This is a genomic window from Microbacterium sp. LMI13-1-1.1 (assembly GCF_040815625.1).
GTDB lineage: Bacteria > Actinomycetota > Actinomycetes > Actinomycetales > Microbacteriaceae > Microbacterium > Microbacterium forte.
The window spans coordinates 576,903-598,712 of sequence record NZ_JBFPNL010000006.1 but is presented as its reverse complement, the minus strand read 5'-3'; the positions used below and the strand labels follow the sequence as shown (position 1 = coordinate 598,712).

The following is a 21,810-nucleotide window of genomic DNA, read 5'->3' as shown; positions in this document are numbered from 1 at the left end:
CACCCAGCCGAAGCTAGACGAGGATAATTTGGCATTTGACAAGTGCACGCTGTTGAGTTCTCAAGGATCGGATGCTCCCACGACCCAGTCATCACAACCAGGCCCGAAGGGCAACTTCTCTATCTTAGCCATCCCGTCCCGCTTGTCAAATCAGCGCGCCGTGCGGATCTTGGATCCGATGCGCAGCCGGTGACAGCCGCAGAGGGGGTGGATCTCCCATCCTAGGCGCAAGCGCCTGTTCTCACAAGTGAGTGGATCGGGAGGTGGTTCTCCACTTGAGGGGGGTGAGGCTCTCGGCCTCTCCGCTTCCCTGTGGGGCGAACAAGTAATAAGTTACGTGGGTTCCGGGGTTCTGGCAAATCGGGCCACCACCCCCGGGCGTGTCGCCGCATCGTTCGATGGATCTTTTCCCAGTCCAGCGCCGGTATTCGTCTCACATCGCCGCCACGAGTACGATCGCAGCGTGAACGAGCCGACGAATCTCGACCCCGCTTTCGGGCTGTTGGACCGGTTGTGGGCAGAGCTCGGCATCGAGCCGCACCCCGCCGCCAGCGCTGCGCCGCCCCCTCATGCCGTGCCCCTCCCGTCGCGCCTGGCAACGGGTGATCTGGCATGGGCGAGCGTGCGCGCCGTCTGTCTGGCGTCCGGCATAGGCCCTTCTCCCGACCCCGATCGCATCGCCGCCGCGTATCGGAGCGATCGGGCTCTGACGATCGATGGTCTCTCCCCCGATGTCTGGTCGCCGTACTCGGGGTTCTTCCGAGCATCCGACGGGTGGATCCGCACGCACGGAAACTATCCGCACCACGCGATGCGCCTGCAGGCCGGGCTCGGACTGACCGCCGACGCCGACGCCGACGATGTGCGCACTGCCATCCTGCCGCTGAGTGTCACCGAGGCGGTCGAGCGGATCACGCTCGCACGCGGGCTGGCAGTGCCTGTGCTGCAGGAGAACCCAGAGCGCGACGCGAGACTGCGCGCCACTCCCCTGCTCCAGGTCGAGCGGATCGATCTCGCACCTCGCCCCGGGCGACACGGGACCGATGGACGGCACAGTCTCGCGCCTCTCACCGGCGTGCGAGTGCTCGACCTGACACGAGTGATCGCCGGCCCCGTCTGCACCCGCACTCTCGCACTTCTGGGCGCCGACGTGCTTCGCGTCGACCCACCGGACCTGGTCGAACCCGAATGGCAGCACCTCGATACCGGCCACGGCAAGAGGTCGACATTGCTCGAGGCCCGCACAGATCGGTTCGAGGAGCTGCTCGCTGCGGCCGACGTCGTCGTCCTGGGGTATCGGCCGGAATCCCTCGACCGCCTCGGTCTCTCTGCATCTGCACTCCTCGAACGGCATCCTGCGCTGGTGGTCGCCCAGCTCAGCGCGTGGGGAATCGACGAGCCATCGAGAGCCGGGTTCGACAGCCTGGTGCAGGCGGAGTCCGGGATATCCATGATCGAGAGCCCCGACGGTGATCGCCCCGGGGTCCTGCCCGCGCAGGCCCTCGACCACAGCACGGGGTATCTTCTCGCGGCCGCGGTCGTCTCGCTGCTCGAACGACGGCGGCGTGAGGGCGGCGGCTGGGTGGTGCGGACCTCACTGCGTCGCGTCGCAGCCGAGCTTCTCGGCATGCCGCGGTGCTCCCAGCCGGAAGCGGGGCAGGAGCTGGACCTCACCGCCCACACCTCCGTGTTCGATGTCGCCGGGCAGACGGTCACCACCGCCGCGTCAGTGCTCCCCGGCCTCGAGTTCGCGGCTCCCCACCGCTGGGGGTCGGATCAGCCGCGCTGGTGAAGACGGCGGAACAACGGCAGTGAGAGGCACAATGCGAGTGTCAGGACACCCCACAGCGCACACGCCGGCGGCAGCATCCGATAGGCCAGATGCTGATACGTGAACCCCGCGGTGAAGGGTCCGTATGCCGCGTATCCCAGGATCCACGCGGTGACCAGCACTGCGGGAAGCGACAGCCACCAGGCGAGCCGGACGGCTGCCGGCATCGCGCGCTCGACGTCGTCGCGAGGGTCGGCGTTCTGCAGCCGTCGGATCGCCCAGATGCCGATGATGAGCAACCCGATCACGCTCGATCCGTGCTGCAGCCATTTGTACCCGGTGAGCGGCCCCCACATGTCGTCCAGCGCGGGAAGCGCATCCACTCCCCATCGCCCCTCGTGCGTGAACAGATCCCAGACGATGTGCGTCAGGACGCCCAGCACCAGCGACGCCGCGAGCATGAGCGGATACAGCCGACTCTGCGCCCCGACGCCGACGGCCGCTCGTGCCGCCTCGATACCGGACTGCGACCACCCGGCGGGCAGTCGCCGAGCCAGCCAGAGGGGCGACAGCTCGCCGACCGCCGGGCGCAGCACCACGCGCCAGAGCAGGAACAGGACGAACGCGACCAGCGCTGTCCAGAGCACGTTGCCGAACGTGTGGGTGAACGAATACGGGAGGCCGACCCCCCTGAGGAACAGGGGAAGGTCCGGCGTCATGGCTCCGATCGCGATCGCGGCGGGCACGAGCGGGGTGCGGATGAAGGGCAGGGCGACCAGCGCGTGACTCGGCGTGAACGGCATCGGCTCTCCTGTCGAGCTGGGTGGGGGGAAGCGTGACGGCGGTCGCCCGAGAAATCCTCAGACGACCGCCGTCACACGATCAGCAACAGATCTTCAGCCGAGGAAGACTCCCGCGAGAGTCTTCTTGCCGCGGCGCAGCACGGAGACCCCGCCCGGAAGAGTCCCCTGGACTGTGGCCGAGTCGTCCTCGACGCGTGCGCCGTCGAGCGACACCCCGCCCTGACTGATCGCGCGGCGCGCTTCGGACAGGCTGGATACCAGCCCCGTGGCGACGAGCGCATCCACGACCGGTGAGCCGGCGTCGACTGTCGCGTGCGGGAGCTCCTCGAGGGCGGTGCGCAGCGTCGACGCGTCGAGAGCGGTCAGGTCGCCCTGACCGAACAGCGCTTCGGATGCCGCGATCACGGCGGCCGTCGCATCGATCCCGTGGACGGTCGCCACGACCTCGAGCGCGAGGCGCTTCTGCGCTGCACGCCGGAACGGCTCGGACTCGACGAGAGCCTCGTACTCCTCGATCTCGGCACGGTTCAGGAACGTGAACACCTTGAGCCGCTCGATCACGTCGGCATCCGCCGTGCTGAGCCAGAACTGGTACATCCGGTACGGGCTGCACATCTCGGCATCGAGCCAGATCGCATTGCCCTCGCTCTTGCCGAACTTGGTTCCGTCGCTGTTGGTGATCAGCGGCGTGCCGATGGCGTGCGCGGAAGCCCCCTCGGCGCGACGGATCAGGTCGGTGCCGCTGGTCAGGTTGCCCCACTGGTCGGAGCCGCCCGTCTGCAGAACGCAGTCGTACTGCCGGTAGAGCTCCAGGAAGTCCATCCCCTGCAGGATCTGGTAGCTGAACTCGGTGTAGCTGATGCCCTCGTCCGAGTTCAGACGCGCGGCGACAGCATCCTTCTTGAGCATCGTGCCGACACGGTAGTACTTGCCGATCTCGCGCAGGAAATCGATCGCCGACAGCGGCGCGGTCCAGTCGAGGTTGTTGACGATTCGCGCCGCGTTCTGGCCCTCGAAGCTCAGGTAGCGCTCGACCTGCGTCCGCAGGCGCCCCACCCACTCCTCGACCGTCTCACGGGTGTTGAGTGTGCGCTCCGCCGTCGGCCGAGGGTCGCCGATCAGACCGGTGGAGCCGCCGACGAGGCCGAGCGGTTTGTGGCCGGCGAGCTGAATGCGACGCAGTGTCAGCAGCTGCACCAGGTTTCCGAGGTGCAGGCTGGGAGCTGTGGGGTCGAAACCGCAGTAATACGTGATCGGGTCCCCGGCGAGAAGGGCGCGCAGCGCCTCCTGGTCAGTGGACACGTGGACGAGGCCGCGCCACAGCAGTTCGTCCCACACGTTCTCGAACGTGGGGTCGATCGCCGGCGGGGCGGTCGTCAGAGCGGAATTCGACACGCGCCCCAGGCTATCAGCGGTCGGGGCAGGCGAATCGCCGTGACCGCCTCCGATCAGCTGTGCGCCGCCCACCACACCAGGAATGCGGCACCCAACCCGATGACCCAGCTCACGAGGCTGCCGACGAGGAAGTACTCTGCGCGGGCTCCGGTCTCCCCGTCTCGAGAGATCTCAGGGAAGCGGACGATTCCCTTGGCTGCCAGCATCGCGGCGAGAATCGGATACGCGGCGGCCAGGGTGAGAAGCATCACGAGGATGCGTTCGAGCGGGCCGATCAGTCGCCCGCCCTTGAAACCCGCCCGGGGATCGCGTGCGGGCACGGCGTCGGCTTCGCCCGCCGGCTCGGACTGCGCTGCGGCCACCGTGTCTGCCGCACCCACGCCGGCCTCACCGATGACTCCGATCACGCCGTCGTCAGCCTGGGCGCCAGGGACCACCGGATGCGCGACCGGGGTGTCGGACGCAGTCGGCTGCTCGTCTGGAGAGTCGAGCACCGCGGCTCGCCTCAACTCGGCAGGCCGCCACGTGTGCTCGCCGTCGAGCGCTGCCCGGACCACGAGATTCGCGGACTCCAACAGGAACACCCCTGTGCCCACGGTGAGGAGCGCGAGATCGAACGGGATCTCTCCGAACGGGGAGCGCACACTCCACACAGACCCGATCAGACCGGCATCCGTGCGAGCACCCAGCCACACGACCGATCCGATGCTCAGCACACCGAGCAGCACGGCGGGCCAGAAGCCGAGTGGCGCGCGCCTCTCCGCCGGCATGCACCACACCCAGAGCGCGCCGACCACGAGCCCGAGGACCATGGGCAGCAGCGCGTCGCTCACGCTGCCGAGCAGAAGGAGCATCACTGCGACAGTGAGGTAGCCGACCCATCGGCGTGGGGCGAACTGGCGCACGAGATCGGCTGAGCCCACGGCCAGCAGGATGAATCCGGCGACGATCATGCGCTCGACCCCCTCAGCGCGGCCACCCCTTCGATGAGGGCGGCGCTGCCGGCGCTGCGCAGCGACTTCGAGACGCTGGGCTGCGAGATGCCCTCCTCAGCGGCGAGGTCGTGCTGCGATCTGCCGACCAGGCGCCCATAGGTCAGACGCCGTTCACGCTCGTTCATCGCCCCGACCAGCTCGTCGCGGACGAGGAGGTAGGCGTTCGACGCGGCGATGGTGCTCTCCATGACCTCATCCTGCCCCGGGGCTCCGACAATCCACGTCCGCGTGCGCGGCACGGCGCGGTTCTCCCTCGCATGCACGGTCTCGATCGCGGCGCGTGCCGCGTACCACCCCGGCCCATCGGCGAGTTCGCCGTGCACGGAGTCGACCGAACGCACATCGCCGACGCCGATCCCGAATCGGAAGGCGATGCCGTCGGGAAGCGCGAGCTGGATCATCAGCAGCGACACCAGCGCGTCCTCGAGTTCGAGGTACACGCCCTGCTGCTCATCCCCCACCGTGGGCGTCAGCGCGTGGTGCGCGAGGGGCAGATGCTCCTCGACGCGAGCGATCGCGTCATCGAGGATGCGCTGCGCTGCCGAACGATCGTCGAGCTTGCGAGAGCCCACGATGTCGGCGAGTACGGCGATGACCATGTGATAACCGTATCACGAATAACTTCCATTTATGCCTTATTTGGCTATAGTCTGAGAACATGCCTGAATCAGACATCATCCCCTGGTCCGAAGGGTCGTGGACCCACGCTCCCGCTCATCTCGCCTCCGACGGCGACCACCTGGACGCGACCGCCGTAGAAGGCAGCGACGCCTGGCGGCACACCGCCTACGGGTTCGTGCACGACACCGAGCACGCGCTGCTCGCACCCCTGGAAGTGGGCGAGGCGATGGATGTGTCGTTCCGCGCCCCCTGGGACGGCCAGTTCGACCAGGCCGGAGTCTTCGTGCGCACCGACGACGAGCACTGGATCAAAGCGGGAGTCGAGTACGCCGACGGCCATCTCGGTCTCGGCGCCGTCGTCACCGACATCCGCTCGGACTGGTCGGTCGGCTATGTCGACGACTGGCACGGCAGCGAGATCACGGTTCGTGTGAGCCGCTGGCCGGATGCCGTGATCGTGCGTGCACGCGCCGACGACGGCGAATGGCGCCTGGTGCGCGTGGCGCCGTTCGACGGTGAGGCCACGGCATCCGCCGGCCCGTTCCTCGCGGGCCCCACGCGCTCCGGACTCGTCGTCCGCTTCACCCGCTGGACGCGCTCGACGGCAGACATCGCACTGCACTGACCCCACGCGCGAACGCCCACGGAACGCTCTGCGGAGCGCCGAACGGCCCGCGGAGCTCTCGCCGAGAGTTCCGCGGGCCGTCTGCGGTCGTGCAGGTCGCTGCGCTCCACCTGTTCGTCGGCTAGAGCCCCAGAGCGTGTGCAGCCGCCTGTGCTCTGGCGACCAGCTCGGCACGCTGCTCGGCTACCCGGACGGGAGCCGTTCCGCCGACGCCCGTGCGGGAAGCCACGGAACCCTCGATCGTGAGCACCTCTCGCACCTCGGGCACGAGGTGGGGCGACACCGAGATCAGCAGCTCGTCGGATGCGTCTTCGAGACCGATCCCCCGCTCTTCGCAGGCACGCACCAGCGCGCCGGAGATCTCGTGCGCATCGCGGAACGGCACACGGCGCTTCACGAGCCACTCGGCGACGTCGGTCGCGAGCGAGAACCCCTGAGGCGCGAGGGCGGCCATTCGCTCGGTGTCGAAGCGCAGCGTCGCGATCATCCCGGCGAAGGCCGGCAGCACGACCTCGAGGGTCTGCACCGAGTCGAAGACCGGCTCCTTGTCTTCCTGAAGGTCGCGGTTGTAGGCGAGCGGAAGCCCCTTGAGCGTGGCCATCAGCCCAGACAGGTTGCCGATCAGGCGCCCCGACTTGCCGCGAGCGAGCTCGGCGATGTCGGGGTTCTTCTTCTGCGGCATGATGCTCGAGCCGGTCGAATACCCGTCGTGCAGAGTGACGAAGCCGAACTCGCGAGTGTTCCAGAGGATGATCTCCTCGCTCAGACGCGAGATGTCGACCCCGGTCATGGCCGTGATGAAGGCGAACTCCGCGACGACATCACGCGCAGCGGTTCCGTCGAGCGAGTTCTCGGCCGGGCGGTCGAGTCCGAGTTCGGATGCGACCAGCGCGGGGTCGAGTCCGAGTGTTGAGCCCGCGAGGGCTCCGCCGCCGTACGGCGAGACACCGGCACGGCGACGCCAGTCGACCAGACGCTCGAGTTCGCGCACGAGCGGCCACCCGTGGGCCTGCAGGTGGTGCGCGAGGAGCACCGGCTGTGCGTGCTGCAGATGCGTCCGTCCGGGGAGGATCGCGTCAGGATGAGCCTCCGCCTGTGCGACGAGGGCGTCGATGACCCGCAGGAGGTCTCGCGCGATCACGCGGGCGTGGTCGATCAGGTACATGCGCACCAGGGTGGCGATCTGGTCGTTGCGGCTGCGTCCCGCACGAAGACGTCCACCCAGCTCCGGGCCGAGCTCGGCGATCAGGGCCTGCTCGAGAGCCCCGTGCACGTCTTCATCCGAGGGGACGGGCCGCAGGGTGCCGTCGGCGACCTTGCGCGCCACGGCATCGAGCCCCTCGTGCATCTTGGCTGCCTCGTCGGGTTCGAGGTAACCGGCAGCCGCGAGAGCCGTCGCGTGCGCGTGCGACCCGGCGATGTCATACGGTGCGAGGATCCAGTCGAAATGCGTCGACCGGCTGAGCTCGACGAGTTCGGGCGACGGTCCGCTCGCGAAGCGGGCTCCCCACAGCGCGCCTTCGTTCGTGCCCTCGTTCTTCGCGTCGACCATCATGCGTCCTTCTTGTCGAGCAGCCAGACGAGCAGGGCCTTCTGGGCGTGGAGGCGGTTCTCGGCCTCGTCCCAGACGACGCTCTGCGGTCCGTCGATGACCTCGGAGTCGACCTCGTAGCCTCGGTCGGCGGGAAGGCAGTGGATGAAGATGGCCTCCGAGTCGGCGATCTCCATCGTCTCCGGCGTCACCTTGTAGCCGCCGAGATCGCGGATGCGCGCGAGCTTCTCCTCCTCCTTGCCCATCGACACCCAGGTGTCGGTGACCACGACATCGGCACCGGCCGCAGCCTCGACCGCATCGGTGAACAGGGTGATCGAGCCGCCGGTCTCCGCCGCACGGCGGTCGGCCGCCTCGACGATGTCCGCGCGCGGCGCGTAGTCGGCGGGCGAGGCGATGCGCACGTGCATGCCCGCGGTGACCCCGGCCAGCGCGTAGGAATGCGCCATGTTGCTCTGCCCGTCGCCGAAGAACGTCAGGGTCAGCCCTTTCAGGTCGCCCTTGTGCTCGCGGATCGTGAGCAGGTCGGCGAGCAGCTGACACGGGTGGAAGTCGTCCGAGAGTGCGTTGACGACGGGCACCGTTGTGCCTGCGGCCATCTCTTCGAGCCCTGCCTGCGCGTACGTGCGCCAGACGATCGCCGCGACCTGACGCTCGAGCACCCGGGCGGTGTCCGACGGAGTCTCCTTGCCGCCCAGCTGACTGCTCGCGGTCGAGATGATCAACGGCGACCCGCCGAGGTCGGCGATGCCGACGGCGAACGAGACACGGGTGCGGGTGGAGGACTTGTCGAAGATCACCGCGACCGTCTGGGGGCCTTCGAGGGCCTTGTTCGCCCAGCGGTCCTTCTTCAGCTCGATGGCGAGATCGAGGATCTCCGCCTGCTCAGCGGGGGTCAGATCGTCGTCACGCAGCAGGTGGCGGGTCATGCGAGGGCCTTTCCGGATTCGGCGAGGGAGGTCTGGACGTCGGAGAGCGACGCGGCGAACAGCTCGCGGAACTCGGCGAGTTCGGCGTCTCCGATCGTGAGGGCCGGCGCGATGCGCACGGTCTCGGGGTTGGCGGCGTTCACGATGAGGCCGCGCTCCTGAGCGGCGGCGACCACCTCATTCGCGACGGGGGCGCCCAGAGCCACCCCGATCAGGAGCCCGCGGCCACGCACTCCCGTGACCAGAGGCGAGTCGATATCGGCGATGATCTGGAGGATCTCTTCCCCACGACGCGCGGCGTTGTCGACGAGGCCTGCGCGCTCGATCTCTGTGAGCACCGCGTCTGCGACGGCCGTCGCGAGCGGGTTTCCGCCGAACGTGGAGCCGTGCGAACCGGGAGTGAAGAGCGAGCTCGCCGCACCGTAGGTCACGAGAGCACCGATCGGGAAGCCACCGCCGATGCCCTTCGCGAGCGTGATGGCGTCAGGCGTGATGCCTTCGTGGCTGAAGCCGAACCAGGCGCCCGTGCGCCCTGCCCCGGTCTGGATCTCGTCGACGATGAGCAGGGCCCCGTGCTTCAGAGTGAGCGAGCGAGCGGCCTGCAGGTATCCCTCAGGAAGCTCGACGACGCCTGCCTCACCCTGGATCGGCTCGACGATCACGGCCGCGACGCGGTCGTCGATCGCCGCCTCGAGTGCCTCGATGGTCGCCGGGATGTGCTCGACTCCCCCGGGCATCGGCTCGAAGGGCGCGCGCATGGCCGCCTTCGCCGTGAGCGCGAGGGATCCCATGGTCCGGCCGTGGAATCCGTTCTCGAGCGCGAGGATGCGGGGCTTCTCCGTCCCGCCATGCAGGCGGGCGAGCTTGAACGCGGCCTCGTTCGCCTCGGCGCCGGAGTTCGAGAAGAACACGCGCCCATCGATCCCGGCACCGGCGAGACGCTTCAACCGTGCGGCGAGCGCGAGCTGCGACGGTGTCGCGAAGTAGTTCGACACATGCGCGAGGGTCGCGGCCTGCGTCGACACGGCCTCGACGAACACCGGATGCGCGTGACCGAGCGAGGTCACCGCGATGCCGGCGAGGAAGTCGAGGTGGCGCTTGCCCTCGGAGTCCCAGAGGTACGATCCCTCGCCGCGAGTCAGCATCGCCAACCGGGGACCTGCGTTGAGGACCAGATCGCTCGCTGCGTCATCCTGCCAGTTGCTCATGCCTTCACTCCTGCGCTTCCCATGACCACTTCTGTTCCGATTCCCTTGCTGGTGAAGAGTTCGACGAGCACCGAGTGCGGCACGCGTCCGTCGATGATCGCGGCGGCGTCGACGCCGCCCTCGATCGCGTCCAGGCACGCCTTCATCTTCGGGATCATGCCTGATTCGAGGGTCGGCAGCATCTCGATGAGAGCCTCCGAGGTGAGGTGCGACACGAGAGAGTCGCGGTTGGGCCAGTCGGCGTACAGCCCGGGGACATCCGTGAGAATGACGAGCTTGCGCGCCTTGAGAGCCACGGCGAGCGCGGCGGCCGCGGCATCCGCGTTCACGTTCAGCGACTGGCCCGGGTGATCGAGGTCGGGGGCGATGCTCGAGACCACGGGAACGCGTCCGGCCGCGAGGTGGTCGAGCACAGGCGTCGGGTCCACCTCGACGACGTCGCCCACACGACCGAGATCGATCTCCTCGCCGTCGATCACGACGCCGCGGCGACGCCCGCCGAACAGCCCGGCATCTTCGCCGCTGAGCCCGGTGGCGATCGGACCATGAGAGTTGATCTTCGAGACGAGCTGCGGGTTCACCTGGCCGGTGAGCACCATGCGCACCACGCTGATCGCCTCGGTGTTGGTGACCCGGTAGCCGCCCTTGAACTCGCTCGGGATCTCGAGGCGCTGCAGCATGTCGGAGATCTGGGGCCCACCGCCGTGCACGACCACCGGCAGCACGCCGACGTACCTCAGATACGCGATGTCCTGCGCGAACGCCTCCTGCAGCTCGTCCGAGACCATCGCATTGCCGCCGTACTTCACGACGACGATCTGGTCGCGGAACTTCTTCAGCCACGGGAGCGACTCGATGAGCGTCGCGGCCTTGACGGCGGCGACGTCAGGCGTGGTGTCCTGGATGTCGGTCATGAGGCGTAGGCGCTGTTCTCGTGCACGTAGTCGTGGGTCAGGTCGTTGGTGAGGATCGTCGCAGTGGCCTCGCCGACTTTGAGGTCGATCACGAGGTGCGTGGCGCGAGGGGTGAGGTCGACCTCTTCGCGCGGACGGTCGGGGCCGCCCTCGCTGCACACGCGGACGCCGTTCATCCAGACGTCGACGTCGTACGGGTCGAACTGCGCGTTGGTCGTGCCGATCGCGGCGAGCACCCGACCCCAGTTGGGGTCGTTTCCGAAGATCGCGGCCTTGAAGAGGTTGTTGCGGGCGACCGAGCGGCCTACCTCGACGGCCTCCCCCTCGCTGGCGGCGTGCCGCACCTCGATGGTGATGTCATGACTCGCGCCCTCGGCATCACCCTGCAGCTTGACCGCGAGTTCCAGGCAGAGCTCGGCGAGGGCAGCAGAGAAGTGCTTGAGGTCGGGGGCCACCCCGGAGGCGCCGTTGGCGAGCAGCGTGACCTGGTCGTTGGTCGACATGCAGCCGTCGGAGTCGAGGCGGTCGAACGTCGTGCCGGTCGCGAATCGCAGCGCCGCGTCGGCCTCGAGAGGTTCGAGCACGGCATCCGTCGTGATGACCACGAGCATCGTCGCGAGGCCCGGGGCGAGCATGCCCGCGCCCTTCGCCATGCCGCCGATCGTCCAGCCGTCCCGGCTCACGACAGCGGTCTTCGAGACGCTGTCGGTGGTCATGATGGCCTCGGCCGCGACGTCGCCGCCGTCGGCCGACAGCTCGGCGATCGCCTGTTCGGTGCCCGCGAGCACCTTGCCGCGGAAGACCTCGTCTCCGACCCCGATGAGACCCGTCGAGCAGACGAGGACGTCGCCGGCGCTGACGCCGAGCAGCTCTGCCGCCTTCTCGGCGGTCTGGTGCGTCGTCTGGAAGCCGAAGCTGCCGGTGAAGCAGTTCGCTCCGCCGGAGTTGAGCACGACGGCCTCGACCACGCGATCGGCGACGGCCTGCTGAGACCAGATGATCGGGTTGGCCTTGGCGCGGTTGCTCGTGAACACGGCGGCACCGACCTTGCGCGGGCCGCGGTTGACGACCACGGCGACATCGGGCTTGCCGGTCGACTTGAGGCCGGCGGCGACTCCGGCCGCCTCGAATCCTGCGGGGGCGGTGACGCTCACGGTGCGACTCCGTTCACTGAGAGGGCGCGGGACTCGGGAAGTCCCAACGCGAGGTTCATGGACTGGATGGCAGCGCCTGCGGTGCCCTTGACGAGGTTGTCGACCGCGGTGACCACCGTCACGCGGTTCGCCGCACGGTCGATCGCGAGGCCGATGAGTGCGGTGTTCGCGCCGAGGACATCGGCCGTGCGCGGGAACTGCCCCTCGGGCAGCAGCTGCACGAATGTCTCGTCACCGTAGGCGTCCTCCCAGGCGGCGCGGATCTCCGCGTCACTGACGTCACCGGCGATCGGCGCGGTCGAGGTGGCGAGGATTCCCCGCGACATCGGAACGAGCACAGGGGTGAAGGAGATGCGGATGCCGTCGGCGGCAGCACCGGATGCCACGGCGAGTGCCTGGCGGATCTCGGGGATGTGCCGGTGGGTGCCGCCGACCGCATAGGGATTGGCGCTGCCGAGGATCTCACTGGCGAGCAGATTGGTCTTGAGGCTCTTCCCCGCACCCGAGGGGCCGACGGCGAGCACCGAGACGATGTCTCCCGCGTCGATCACTCCCGCTGCGACGCCGGGAGCGAGACTCAGACTCACCGTGGATGCATTGCATCCGGGGGCGGCGATCCGCTTCGCATCGCGCAGCGTCTCGCGCTGCTTGATGCCGTCGACGAGCAGCTCGGGGACCCCGTAGGCCCAGGGTTCGTGGAAGTCGCCGCCGTAGAACGCATCCCAGGACGCCTGCGAGGTGAGGCGATGGTCGGCCCCGGCGTCGATCACCAGCGGGGTGTCGCCGAGCGCATCCGTGTACTGACCCGACTGACCGTGCGGCAGAGCGAGGAACACGATGTCGTGACCGGCGAGCGTCTCGGGTGTGGTGTCCTGCAGAGTGAGGTGAGCGAGAGACCGCAGGTGCGGCTGATGCTGCACGAGCGGCTGACCGGCGTTCGAGTGAGCCGTCACGGTGCGGATCTCGATGTCGGGATGAGACGCGAGGAGGCGCAGGATCTCGCCGCCCGCGTAGCCGGATGCGCCGGAGACGGCGACGGAGTACGTCATGCTTCTACCTTAACGGTCGGACCCCTCGGCGAACGCGGGGTGCAGTGTCGGGAACCGGGGCGGCGACACCGGCACTCGACCGCCGTGCGTACGCAGGCAGAAGCGCAGGGTCGCCTAGAGTCGGCGGCCGCTGCGGCGTCGGCGCACGGCGATGGCGCTCGGAGCGAGCGTCAGAGTTGCGGTGGCGGCCGAAGGCATGCCGCGACGATAGCGCGCTCGTCGCGGCATGCGCAAATCCGGTCCGTCATCCGGCAGGCACGGGGAGCGCCGGCGCCGCGAAGAACGCGAGCTCGTGGGCGCTCGAGACCTCGAACGCTCGGAGCATCCGTCGACGCCTCGGGGCATCCGACTGCGCCGCCGCGTCCATCACGTAGCCGACCGCCTGCTCTGTCGCCGCCTCGAAGGCCGGATCGGCGTAGGTCGCGAGCCACGATGCATACGGATGCTGCGGATCGCGGGCGTACTCGCCGAACGCCCCCGCGTGCAGACGCGTCCCGAGATCGGTGTAGAGCCAGAAGCACGGCAGCACGGCGGCGATGAGCTCGGCATAGTCTGCGCCGAAGGCGACGGATCGCAGATGGTCCAGGTACGCGACGGTCGCGGGGGCCGGATCAGCGGCGAAAGTCTCCGCCTCCACGCCCGCACCGGGGGTCAGCCACGACGCGTGGAGTTCGAGCTCTCCGGCGATCGCCCCGTGCGCGGACTCCGCCCAGAACGCCTGCTCGTGCGGTGTCGGTGCGAGCCGAGAGGCCTCGGCGAGGACCCTCGCGTACTCCCGGAGGTACAGCGCATCCTGGCGAAGGTAGAACAGGAACCACTCGCGGTCGAGTGTCCCGTCGGCGAGAGCGCCGACGAAGGGCAGCTCGTCGATATCCGCCCGCAGGTGCGCGATCCGCTCCCACCACTGATCGCGGATGTGCGCCCGGCCGGGGGTTGTCTCGAGTCCGCCACGTCGCCAGAGGCCGCCGAAGTGGTTGATCGGCCCGTGTCCTCGTCCGACGTGGAGCGCATCGCTCTCCGTCAGAGACTCACGCAGCCACGAACGGGCCGAGGCGACCGCGTCGGTGAGGGACTCGCCCCTGGCGAGGCGGGTGGCGAGGGCGGACGAGAGGGAGCACCCGGTGCCATGCGTGTTGCGGGTCGCGATGCGCGCGCCCGGATACCCCCGACTCACTCCGTCGGCAGCGTCGATCACCGCGTCGGGCACGTCGTCGCCGTCGAGATGCCCTCCCTTCACGAGCACCGCCGCGCCCACACGGTCGGAGAGCGCAGCTGCCGCCGCGAGCGCGTCATCCCACCCGTCGATCGGATGGTCGGCCAGCGCGGCGAGCTCGGCGAGGTTGGGCGTCACGACATGCGCGCGCTCGAGGAGTCCGCGCAGCGCGACCTCGGCCTCCCGGTCGAGAAGCCGGTCGCCACTGGTCGCGACCATCACCGGGTCGAGCACGACGATCGGCGGCCGCACGGCATCGAGCCAGTCGGAGACCGCACGGATCACGTCGGCATTCGCCAGCATCCCGATCTTCACCGCATCGATGACGATGTCGTCTGAGATCGCATCGAGCTGCTCCCGCAGGAACTCCGCGGGCGGCACATGCACCGCCCGCACGCCCACGGTGTTCTGAGCGGTGAGTGCGGTCAGAGCCGCCATGCCGTACCCGCCGTTCGCGGCGATGGACTTGAGGTCGGCTTGGATCCCCGCACCGCCCGATGGATCGCTGCCGGCGATGCTGAGCACCCGCGGCGTGCCTGACGCCCGCCACCGCCGGAGGAAGCTCTGCGCCGTCTGCTTCGGATCGACCGCGGCGCAGATGGCCGAGACCACCGCGAGGCCGGCCGCGCCCGCGTCGCGGAGTCGCTCTGTGTCATCGATGTCCACGCCGCCGATGGCCACGCAGGGCACGGCGCACGTCTCGATGAGCGACCGGAAGCCGTCGATGCCCAGAACCGGCGGATGGTCGGGCTTGGTGTCGGTGGGGCGGATCACACCGACGCCGAGGTAGTCGACCACGCCCGCAGGCAGAGCCGCCACCGCGTCGAAGTGGTCGGGTGTGTTCGCCGTCAACCCGATGATCGCCTCGGCACCCAGTCGCTCGCGCGCCCGCAGTACCGACGCATCGCCCTGACCGAGATGCACGCCGTCGACGCGAGCTCCCCGAGCGCGAGCGGCGAGCGCCGCATCGACCCGGTCGTTCACCAGGAGGATCGCACGGCCGTCGATCACGCGCGACAGCTCGACCAGCTGATCGGCGGTCTCGGCATCCGTCGCGATCTTGTCGCGCAGCTGCACGATGCGCACTCCCCCGTCGACAGCGAGGCGCACGGTCTCGACGACACCCCGCTCACCGCAGAGGCCCGGATCCGTGACGAGGTAGAGCGAGAGGTCGGCGATCACAGCGCGCTCTCCTGAACGCGCGCGGAGGCCACCAGGTCAGCCGGCTGCACGGCGGCGAGCGCGTCGAGCAGAGCAACAGCGAAGGTGCCGGGGCCCGAGGCGTGCACCGCGGCCCTCTCGGCGGCGATCGTGTAGACGAGGCTCGCCGACGCCACCGCCGTGAGCGGATCGGCAGAGGTCGAGCGCGCCGCGCCGAGGAACGCGGCCATGACCGCGCCCAGCGCGCACCCGCCGCCGGTGACCCGGGTGAGCAGCTCGTGACCGTTCGCGATGCGCAGCAGACGGACGCCATCGGTCACCAGGTCGACCGGTCCAGACACCGCGACCACAGAGCCATGACGCGCGGCGAGTGAGAGCGCTGCCTCTGCCGCATCGTCTGTCGTGTCTGTCGCGTCCACACCCCGGCCGCCTGCGCTGAGTCCGGCGAGCGCGAGGATCTCGGATGCGTTCCCCCTGATCGCCGTGGGGCGCGAGGCGACCAGCTCGTGGGCGAGGGCCGTGCGCACCGGGAGTGCGCCGATCGCGACGGGATCCAGCACCCACGGAGTGCCCGCGGCGACGGCACCGGACGCGGCTTCGAGGCTCGCCGCCCGCTGCTCGGGGGTCGGCGTTCCGAGGTTGATCAGGACGCCGGACGCCACCCCGGCGAACATTCCTGCTTCGTCGACGATGTCGACCATCGCCGGTGCCGCGCCGAGGGCGAGCAGCACGTTGGCGGTGAACCCCGTGACGACGCTGTTGGTGATGCAGTGGGTCAGAGGTGGACTCTCGCGCAGCTCGGACAGGAGCTGTCCGGCCGTGGCAGCCAGGGTCGATTCGGATTCAGGACGCAGACGATCGCTCATTGCGACATCCCTTCGCTAGTACGAACTAGATCAGGTTCGACGGGTCTGTTCTCAGCCGCGGATGCGGCACCCCGTGTCACTGCTCGCAGTCTAGCGACGCGCGCCGTCAGCGCAGAAGCTGGATCAGCGCGAGTTCGTCCGTCCGGGTCAGACCTGCGCGCCGCTCGCGATCGACACCGCGTTCCCGCTCGTCCTCGATCACCACCGCGATGGTCTCATCGAGCGGACGCAGCTCTCCCCCGGCCGCACGGTAGCGCGCGTTCGACCTCGTCATGAATCCGGTCATGTCGCTCGGGAGCCACAGCGGCAGCGATCGCTTGCCCGCCCAGTACTCCACCTCATTCGCCACGAGCCAGTCGTCGGTGGCCGTGACGGTGTCTCCTCGGTGACCCGCATGCCTGCGCACCGCCTCGATGACCTCGGCCATCGGGTGCCGGTCGCCGGTCGTGTTGATCACTCCGGTCGCAGTCGTCGTGCTGATGAACTCCGACAGGTCATCGACGTCGATCACCTGCACGTCTCGCCCGTCTGCACGCGGCAGCAGCACGGGTTCGTCGTGAGCGCGCAGGAACGCCGCAGCCCAGTATCCGAAGCGGTCGCTCGGGTCGCCCTTCCCGACGATCAGCCCCGGGCGCACGATCAGCGATCGGTCGCCGAGCGTGCGAACCGCGTTCTCGGCGGCGACCTTCTGCGCGCCGTACTCGTACTCATCCCCGGCGCCGGCCGGCTGATGCAACGGCGCGGATTCGTCCGCCCCGGCCGTCTCGTCATCGGAGTATGCCGACACCGACGAGACGTACGTCCAGCGGGCGGCTCGATCCCCGAGCGCCTCGACCGCCGCCGCCACGTGCGCCGCATTCGAGGAGACGTCGATCACGTGGTCCCAATCGCGACCGCGGACGGCGTCATAGGCGTCGGCGTCGTCACGATCGGCCAGAACCAGGCTCGCACCCTCCGGGGACGGTCGACCTCCTCGCGCGAGGCACATCACCGCCGCCCCGTTCACCAGCAGGCGTCCGGCGATCCGACCGGACAGCCAGCCGGTCCCGCCGAGGATCAGAACGTCAGTCATGGACCCATGCCACCATCTCCGCCGTGCGAGGGGAAGTGTCTTCCGCTCACGGCGGATGCCGGGTTCACCGCGCGCGGAGGTCTGACAGCCCCGTGAGCTCCGGGACGGTCCAGGAGGGATCCGGCCGCCAATCTCGCCATTCCGCGGCGAACGGCCAGTCACCGTCGCGGTACGACGCGATCGCCGCGTCGGCGTGCCGCTCGATCTGCGCCGCCTGCTCGGATGTGAGACGGCCCTGCTCGACGGCCGCGATCAGCTCGTCCTCATCCTTCAGATGCACCCGGCCGTCCGGCTCGATCTCGACGTCGAGGATGTGGTCCGACGAGTAGGTGTCGCGGTCGGTGCGCAGGTGCGCGTTCTCGAGGTTCACGTACCAGCCGGCGAACTGCCACTCCGCCCCGCTCACATCGCTCCAGAAGAGCCACACCGACCACGCGGCGCCTGCGGGGGCGATCCGCAGGATGCCGTTGCCCCACCACTCCTCCACGATCCGCGTCCGCGGGTCCAGCCATCGCCGCTCGAGCGGAACCGTTCGGATGCGCTCGCCTGCCGGAGTTCCCTGCCCCTCCTGCAGCGTGCCCGGAGCGAGCCAGGCGACGAGGCCCCGCTCGTCGTCGCGGACGACTCGCATGGGTGTGATCGTCGACGCATCTCCGGGCTGCCACCCCGGCTTCCGGTAGTGCCAGGAGATCTGATCGCCCGGGTCGAGGAAGGGCGCCTCGCCCATCGGTCGGACGCCATCGGGAACCGCCGCAGGCGTGCTGTGGGGAAGGATGCTCATCACGACACGCTACCTCGCGGGAAAGCCAGGTTCAGGTCGGCTCGGCGGTGGCGATCACTTCCACATCCGACGCCTCGATCGCTGCGTGGCGGACTGCATCCCGCACCGGAATGCAGTCCGCGCAGCGCTGAGTCAGTCGCGCAGCGTCGCGCCGAAGCGCTCGGCCGTGACAGCGACGCCCGCGAGCTTCGCCTCCGTCGCCTCGGCCGCGGTGAGCGTGCGATCGTCCGCGCGGAACCGCAGAGCGAAGGTGAGACTCTTCTGCCCTTCCGCGACGCCGTCTCCGCGGTAGTCGTCGACGAGTCGGATCGCCTCGAGGAGCTCTCCCGCGCCTTCGGCCAGCGCAACCTTGACGTCGCCGGCGGGGACGTCAGCCCCGAGCACGAGCGACACGTCCTGCGTGGCGGCAGGGAACGTCGACAGCGAGGCGGCGACCGCACGGGCGGTCGCCAGCGTGAGGATTCCGTCGAGATCGAGCTCGAGCACGGTCGCGCGACCCGGCAGGTCTGCTCCCGCTGCGACGTCGGGGTGGAGTTCTCCGACATAGCCGACCTCGACGCCGCCGACCGACAGCACGCCGGTGCGTCCGGGGTGCAGCGCCGCGCGCTCGCCCTGGGCCACCTCGATGTCCACGCCGGCAGCTGCGGCGATGACGCGAGCCGCGTCCAGCGCTTCCGACAGACCGGCCGCTTCAGCCGCACGGCCGGGCTGGCGTGCCACGACATTGCCCGTGAACAGCGCCGCGACGTGGCGGTGCTGCGGCGGGATCGAGGCGTTCAGCGCGGCGAGGGTCTCGTCCGACGGACGCACGCCGAGCGGCGGAACATCATCGGTGCCGTACTCGACACCGGGCTCGGGCAGGAACACGACGCCGGTCTCGAACAGCGCGAGATCCGTGAGGCCGCGCGAGATGTTGCGATGCGCGGTCTGCAGCAGTCCCGGGATGAGCGAGCGACGCAGGAACGGAGCAGAGCCGTCGAGCGGGTTCGCGAGCCGGATGCTGGGCAGGTGCTCTCCCGACGCCGAACCGTGCAGGTCGTTCTCGGCGTCGGTGGTGAAGGGGAAGGAGGGCGTCTCGACGAGACCGGCTGCTGCGAGCGCGTCAGCCACGCGACGTCGCCCCTGCTGGTGCGGCGTCAGGCCACGGCCGGACGGAGGCGTCGGCAGCACCGAGGGGATGCGGTCGAGACCGTGGATGCGCGCGACCTCTTCAGCAAGAGACCACTTGTCGGTGAGGTCCGGGCGCCAGGTCGGCGGGATGACGACCCAGCCGGCATCCGTCTCGGTGACCTCGCCACCGATCGTCGTGAGCGCGCCCACGATCTCGTCGTCGGAGTAGTCGACCCCGATGAGTCCCTGTACGAATCCTCGCGGCAGCTCGATCTCGGCGACGAAGACCTCGGCGAACAGCGCGCCACCCTCTTCGGTGAGCGTGCCGCCGGCGAACTCGACCATCAGGTCGGCGGCTCGACGAGCCGCGACGAACGGCACCAGAGGGTCGACGCCGCGCTCGAAGCGCTTGGAGGCCTCGCTCGGCAGCTTGTGCCGACGGGCGGTGCGCGCGATCGTCACCGGGTCGAACGTCGCTGCTTCGATGAGGACGTTGCGCGTCGTGTCGCTCATCTCGGTCGTGCCACCACCCATGACACCGGCCAGGCCGATGGGCCCGGATCCATCGGTGATCAGAAGATCCTCGACGTGGAGCTTCCGCTCCTGGCCGTCGAGAGTCGTCATCTTCTCACCGGGGGTCGCACGGCGCACCGTGATGCCGCCCGAAAGCTTGTCGAGGTCGTATCCGTGCAGCGGCTGCCCCAGCTCGAGCATCACGTAGTTGGTGATGTCGATCAGGATGCCGAGTGAGCGCATGCCGGCGAGCGACAGGCGAGCGATCATCCACGGCGGGGTCGGGCGCGACGGGTCGACGTCGCGGACGACACGGGTGACGAACTCGCTCGCCCCGACGCGGCCGCGCACGGGGGCGGCGTCGTCGACGATCGCCGTATGACCGGTTCCGGGCTGGAGTTCGACGAAGTCGCGTTCGGCCGGGTCGCGGAACGTCGCTCCGGTGGCGTGCGAGTACTCGCGTGCGACACCTCGGAGCGAGAACGCGTACCCGCGGTCGGGCGTCACGTTGATCTCGACCGCGACATCGTCGAGCCCGAGGAGGCTGATGGCGTCGGTGCCGACGGGAGCGTCGATGCCGAGGTCGGCCAGCACGAGGATGCCGTTGTGCTCGTCGCCGAGACCCAGCTCGCGCGCAGACGCGATCATGCCGTCGGACACATGACCGTAGGTCTTGCGGGCGGCGATCGGGAACGGCCCAGGCAGCACGGCGCCCGGCAGGGTCACCACGACCTTGTCGCCGGCGACGAAGTTGTGCGCACCGCAGACGATCCCGCGGATGCCGCCGTTCGCCTCGCCGACGTCGACCTGGCACCAGTTGATCGTCTTGCCGTTGGACTGCGGCTCCCCCTCGAGGGAGACGACCTGTCCGACCACGACGGGACCCGAGATCTCGAAGCGGTGGATATCCTCCTCCTCGAAGCCGACGGTGACCATCGCCGCCAGAACGTCTTCGGGCGTCGCATCCGCTGCCAGATCGACGTACTCACGCAGCCACGAAAGCGGGACGCGCATCACACCACCATCCCGTACTGCTCGCTGAAACGGACATCGCCCTCTGCCATGTCCCGCATGTCCTGCACATCGCTGCGGAACATGAGTCCGCGTTCGACGCCCATACCGAAGGCGAAGCCGCTGTAGACGTCGGGGTCGATCCCCGCCGCACGCAGCACGTTCGGGTTGATCATGCCGCAGCCGCCCCACTCGATCCAGCGGGCGCCGCCCTTGAAGGTCGGGTGCCACAGGTCGAGCTCGGCCGACGGCTCGGTGAAGGGGAAGAAGTTCGTGCGGAAGCGCGTCTTCGCCTCCGGTCCGAAGAGCTGACGCGCGACGTGGTCGAGCGTGCCCTTGAGGTGGGCCATCGAGATGCCCTTGTCGACGACCAGCCCCTCGAACTGCGTGAAGACGGGGAGGTGCGTCGCATCGAACTCGTCGGTGCGGTAGACGCGGCCGGGGCACAGCACGTAGATCGGCACGTCGCGGTCGAGCATCGAGCGCACCTGCACGGGACTCGTGTGCGTGCGCATCACGAGGTGGCGCGAGGGCGGGTCGACGTAGAAGGTGTCCTGCTCCTGGCGAGCGGGGTGGTCGACGTCGAAGTTCAGCGCGTCGAAGTTGAACCACTCGTGCTCGAGCTCGGGCCCTTCCGCGATCTCCCAGCCCATGCCGACGAAGATGTCGGAGATCTGCTCACTCAGCAGAGTGAGCGGATGCCGCGCACCGACGCGGGTCCGGGAAGGAACGGCGGTGATGTCGATGCGCTCGGATTCGAGACGGGCGGCGACCTCGGCGGCTGCCAGCTCCTCCTCCTTGGCGGCGAGGGCCTTCGTGACCTGACCGCGCCCCTGCCCGACGAGCTTGCCGAAGGCCGCCTTGTTCTCGGGAGCCACCTGCCGCATCGAGGCGTTCAGGACGGCGAGAGGCGAGCCGTCTGCGACATGAGCGGCTCTCGCCGCCTTCAGCTCGGTGGTATCAGCGGCCGCAGTGATCGCTTCGAGTGCGGCCGCGACGGCGGCTTCGACCGCTTCCGGGGTGATTTCGGGAGACTCAGACACGAGACAGGAGTCTACCGGGACGGC

Annotated in this window: 19 protein-coding genes and 1 riboswitch; of the genes, 3 read left to right on the top strand and 16 right to left on the bottom strand. The window is 69.0% G+C overall.

What is annotated here, in order from left to right:
- Together MRBLMI13_RS16305 and MRBLMI13_RS16300 are read left to right on the top strand one after the other, a co-directional pair.
- On the top strand, window positions 1-193 hold a 193-nt coding region (locus MRBLMI13_RS16305), incomplete at its 5' end, for a hypothetical protein (RefSeq protein ID WP_367823142.1).
- Window positions 194-463: 270 nt separating this feature from the next.
- Window positions 464-1,792 carry a CoA transferase gene (locus MRBLMI13_RS16300; RefSeq protein WP_367823144.1) on the top strand — a complete coding sequence of 443 codons (1,329 nt, stop codon included), beginning with the start codon at window positions 464-466 and terminating at the stop codon, window positions 1,790-1,792.
- Here MRBLMI13_RS16300 and MRBLMI13_RS16295 read toward each other — a convergent pair.
- The 4 genes from MRBLMI13_RS16295 to MRBLMI13_RS16280 all read right to left on the bottom strand — a co-directional run bounded on the left by MRBLMI13_RS16295 (window position 1,777) and on the right by MRBLMI13_RS16280 (window position 5,563).
- A complete protein-coding gene (locus tag MRBLMI13_RS16295) occupies window positions 1,777-2,574 on the bottom strand; it encodes a DUF4184 family protein (protein ID WP_367823146.1) in 798 nt (265 codons plus the stop codon). The genes MRBLMI13_RS16300 and MRBLMI13_RS16295 overlap by 16 nt on opposite strands.
- Before the next feature lie 93 nt (window positions 2,575-2,667).
- Entirely contained in the window at window positions 2,668-3,969 is a 1,302-nt protein-coding gene (gene tyrS, locus MRBLMI13_RS16290; RefSeq protein WP_367823148.1) for a tyrosine--tRNA ligase, read from the bottom strand.
- A 53-nt stretch (window positions 3,970-4,022) separates the two neighbouring features.
- A complete protein-coding gene (locus MRBLMI13_RS16285; RefSeq protein ID WP_367823150.1) occupies window positions 4,023-4,922 on the bottom strand; it encodes a hypothetical protein in 900 nt (299 codons plus the stop codon).
- The gene (locus MRBLMI13_RS16280; protein ID WP_367823152.1) at window positions 4,919-5,563 is read right to left on the bottom strand and encodes a SatD family protein; all 645 of its coding nucleotides are present in this window, start codon (window positions 5,561-5,563) and stop codon (window positions 4,919-4,921) included. The genes MRBLMI13_RS16285 and MRBLMI13_RS16280 overlap by 4 nt, the downstream gene beginning before the upstream one ends.
- A 59-nt stretch (window positions 5,564-5,622) precedes the next feature.
- On the opposite strand from MRBLMI13_RS16280, the gene MRBLMI13_RS16275 reads away from it, so the two are divergent.
- On the top strand, window positions 5,623-6,210 hold the full coding sequence (locus tag MRBLMI13_RS16275) for a DUF1349 domain-containing protein (RefSeq protein ID WP_367823154.1): 588 nt from the start codon (window positions 5,623-5,625) through the stop codon (window positions 6,208-6,210).
- Between the two features lie 121 nt (window positions 6,211-6,331).
- Here the strand turns inward: MRBLMI13_RS16275 and argH are convergent, their stop codons facing one another.
- The 12 genes from argH to pheS all read right to left on the bottom strand — a co-directional run bounded on the left by argH (window position 6,332) and on the right by pheS (window position 21,786).
- Window positions 6,332-7,762, bottom strand: coding sequence for an argininosuccinate lyase (gene argH, locus MRBLMI13_RS16270; protein WP_367823870.1), 1,431 nt, complete (start codon window positions 7,760-7,762; stop codon window positions 6,332-6,334).
- Window positions 7,762-8,691: an ornithine carbamoyltransferase gene (gene argF, locus MRBLMI13_RS16265; protein WP_042536574.1), complete on the bottom strand. Its 930-nt coding sequence runs from the start codon at window positions 8,689-8,691 to the stop codon at window positions 7,762-7,764. Before argF ends, argH begins: the two co-directional genes overlap by 1 nt.
- The gene (locus tag MRBLMI13_RS16260) at window positions 8,688-9,899 is read right to left on the bottom strand and encodes an acetylornithine transaminase (protein ID WP_367823156.1); all 1,212 of its coding nucleotides are present in this window, start codon (window positions 9,897-9,899) and stop codon (window positions 8,688-8,690) included. The genes argF and MRBLMI13_RS16260 overlap by 4 nt, the downstream gene beginning before the upstream one ends.
- Window positions 9,896-10,813 (bottom strand): acetylglutamate kinase, encoded by a 918-nt coding sequence (argB, locus tag MRBLMI13_RS16255; protein ID WP_042536571.1) that lies wholly within the window; start codon window positions 10,811-10,813, stop codon window positions 9,896-9,898. Before argB ends, MRBLMI13_RS16260 begins: the two co-directional genes overlap by 4 nt.
- Window positions 10,810-11,967, bottom strand: a complete 1,158-nt coding sequence (gene argJ, locus MRBLMI13_RS16250; RefSeq protein ID WP_367823158.1) for a bifunctional glutamate N-acetyltransferase/amino-acid acetyltransferase ArgJ — start codon at window positions 11,965-11,967, stop codon at window positions 10,810-10,812. The genes argB and argJ overlap by 4 nt, the downstream gene beginning before the upstream one ends.
- A complete protein-coding gene (gene argC, locus MRBLMI13_RS16245) occupies window positions 11,964-13,016 on the bottom strand; it encodes an N-acetyl-gamma-glutamyl-phosphate reductase (protein WP_367823160.1) in 1,053 nt (350 codons plus the stop codon). Before argC ends, argJ begins: the two co-directional genes overlap by 4 nt.
- Before the next feature lie 244 nt (window positions 13,017-13,260).
- On the bottom strand, window positions 13,261-15,411 hold the full coding sequence (locus MRBLMI13_RS16240; protein ID WP_367823162.1) for a bifunctional hydroxymethylpyrimidine kinase/phosphomethylpyrimidine kinase: 2,151 nt from the start codon (window positions 15,409-15,411) through the stop codon (window positions 13,261-13,263).
- The gene (gene thiM / locus MRBLMI13_RS16235) at window positions 15,408-16,256 is read right to left on the bottom strand and encodes a hydroxyethylthiazole kinase (protein WP_367823164.1); all 849 of its coding nucleotides are present in this window, start codon (window positions 16,254-16,256) and stop codon (window positions 15,408-15,410) included. The genes MRBLMI13_RS16240 and thiM overlap by 4 nt, the downstream gene beginning before the upstream one ends.
- Window positions 16,247-16,340: riboswitch (TPP riboswitch) on the bottom strand. (Overlaps the previous gene by 10 nt.)
- Before the next feature lie 22 nt (window positions 16,341-16,362).
- Window positions 16,363-17,328: an NAD-dependent epimerase/dehydratase family protein gene (locus MRBLMI13_RS16230; protein ID WP_367823166.1), complete on the bottom strand. Its 966-nt coding sequence runs from the start codon at window positions 17,326-17,328 to the stop codon at window positions 16,363-16,365.
- Between the two features lie 64 nt (window positions 17,329-17,392).
- Window positions 17,393-18,109, bottom strand: a complete 717-nt coding sequence (locus tag MRBLMI13_RS16225) for a DUF402 domain-containing protein (protein ID WP_309689877.1) — start codon at window positions 18,107-18,109, stop codon at window positions 17,393-17,395.
- 132 nt (window positions 18,110-18,241) lie between these two features.
- Window positions 18,242-20,746, bottom strand: coding sequence for a phenylalanine--tRNA ligase subunit beta (gene pheT / locus MRBLMI13_RS16220; RefSeq protein ID WP_367823168.1), 2,505 nt, complete (start codon window positions 20,744-20,746; stop codon window positions 18,242-18,244).
- Window positions 20,746-21,786 carry a phenylalanine--tRNA ligase subunit alpha gene (gene pheS, locus MRBLMI13_RS16215; RefSeq protein ID WP_367823170.1) on the bottom strand — a complete coding sequence of 347 codons (1,041 nt, stop codon included), beginning with the start codon at window positions 21,784-21,786 and terminating at the stop codon, window positions 20,746-20,748. Before pheS ends, pheT begins: the two co-directional genes overlap by 1 nt.
- Window positions 21,787-21,810: the final 24 nt, after the last annotated feature.

Coding starts and splice junctions, on each gene's coding strand:
- MRBLMI13_RS16230 (WP_367823166.1), bottom strand. CDS start 17,328: ATGACTGACGTTCTGATCCTCGGCGGGACCGGCTGGCTGTCCGGTCGG.
- argC (WP_367823160.1), bottom strand. CDS start 13,016: ATGACGTACTCCGTCGCCGTCTCCGGCGCATCCGGCTACGCGGGCGGC.
- MRBLMI13_RS16285 (WP_367823150.1), bottom strand. CDS start 4,922: ATGATCGTCGCCGGATTCATCCTGCTGGCCGTGGGCTCAGCCGATCTC.
- thiM (WP_367823164.1), bottom strand. CDS start 16,256: ATGAGCGATCGTCTGCGTCCTGAATCCGAATCGACCCTGGCTGCCACG.
- pheT (WP_367823168.1), bottom strand. CDS start 20,746: ATGCGCGTCCCGCTTTCGTGGCTGCGTGAGTACGTCGATCTGGCAGCG.
- MRBLMI13_RS16225 (WP_309689877.1), bottom strand. CDS start 18,109: ATGAGCATCCTTCCCCACAGCACGCCTGCGGCGGTTCCCGATGGCGTC.
- MRBLMI13_RS16260 (WP_367823156.1), bottom strand. CDS start 9,899: ATGAGCAACTGGCAGGATGACGCAGCGAGCGATCTGGTCCTCAACGCA.
- argH (WP_367823870.1), bottom strand. CDS start 7,762: ATGGTCGACGCGAAGAACGAGGGCACGAACGAAGGCGCGCTGTGGGGA.
- MRBLMI13_RS16275 (WP_367823154.1), top strand. CDS start 5,623: ATGCCTGAATCAGACATCATCCCCTGGTCCGAAGGGTCGTGGACCCAC.
- argF (WP_042536574.1), bottom strand. CDS start 8,691: ATGACCCGCCACCTGCTGCGTGACGACGATCTGACCCCCGCTGAGCAG.
- MRBLMI13_RS16280 (WP_367823152.1), bottom strand. CDS start 5,563: ATGGTCATCGCCGTACTCGCCGACATCGTGGGCTCTCGCAAGCTCGAC.
- argB (WP_042536571.1), bottom strand. CDS start 10,813: ATGACCGACATCCAGGACACCACGCCTGACGTCGCCGCCGTCAAGGCC.
- MRBLMI13_RS16295 (WP_367823146.1), bottom strand. CDS start 2,574: ATGCCGTTCACGCCGAGTCACGCGCTGGTCGCCCTGCCCTTCATCCGC.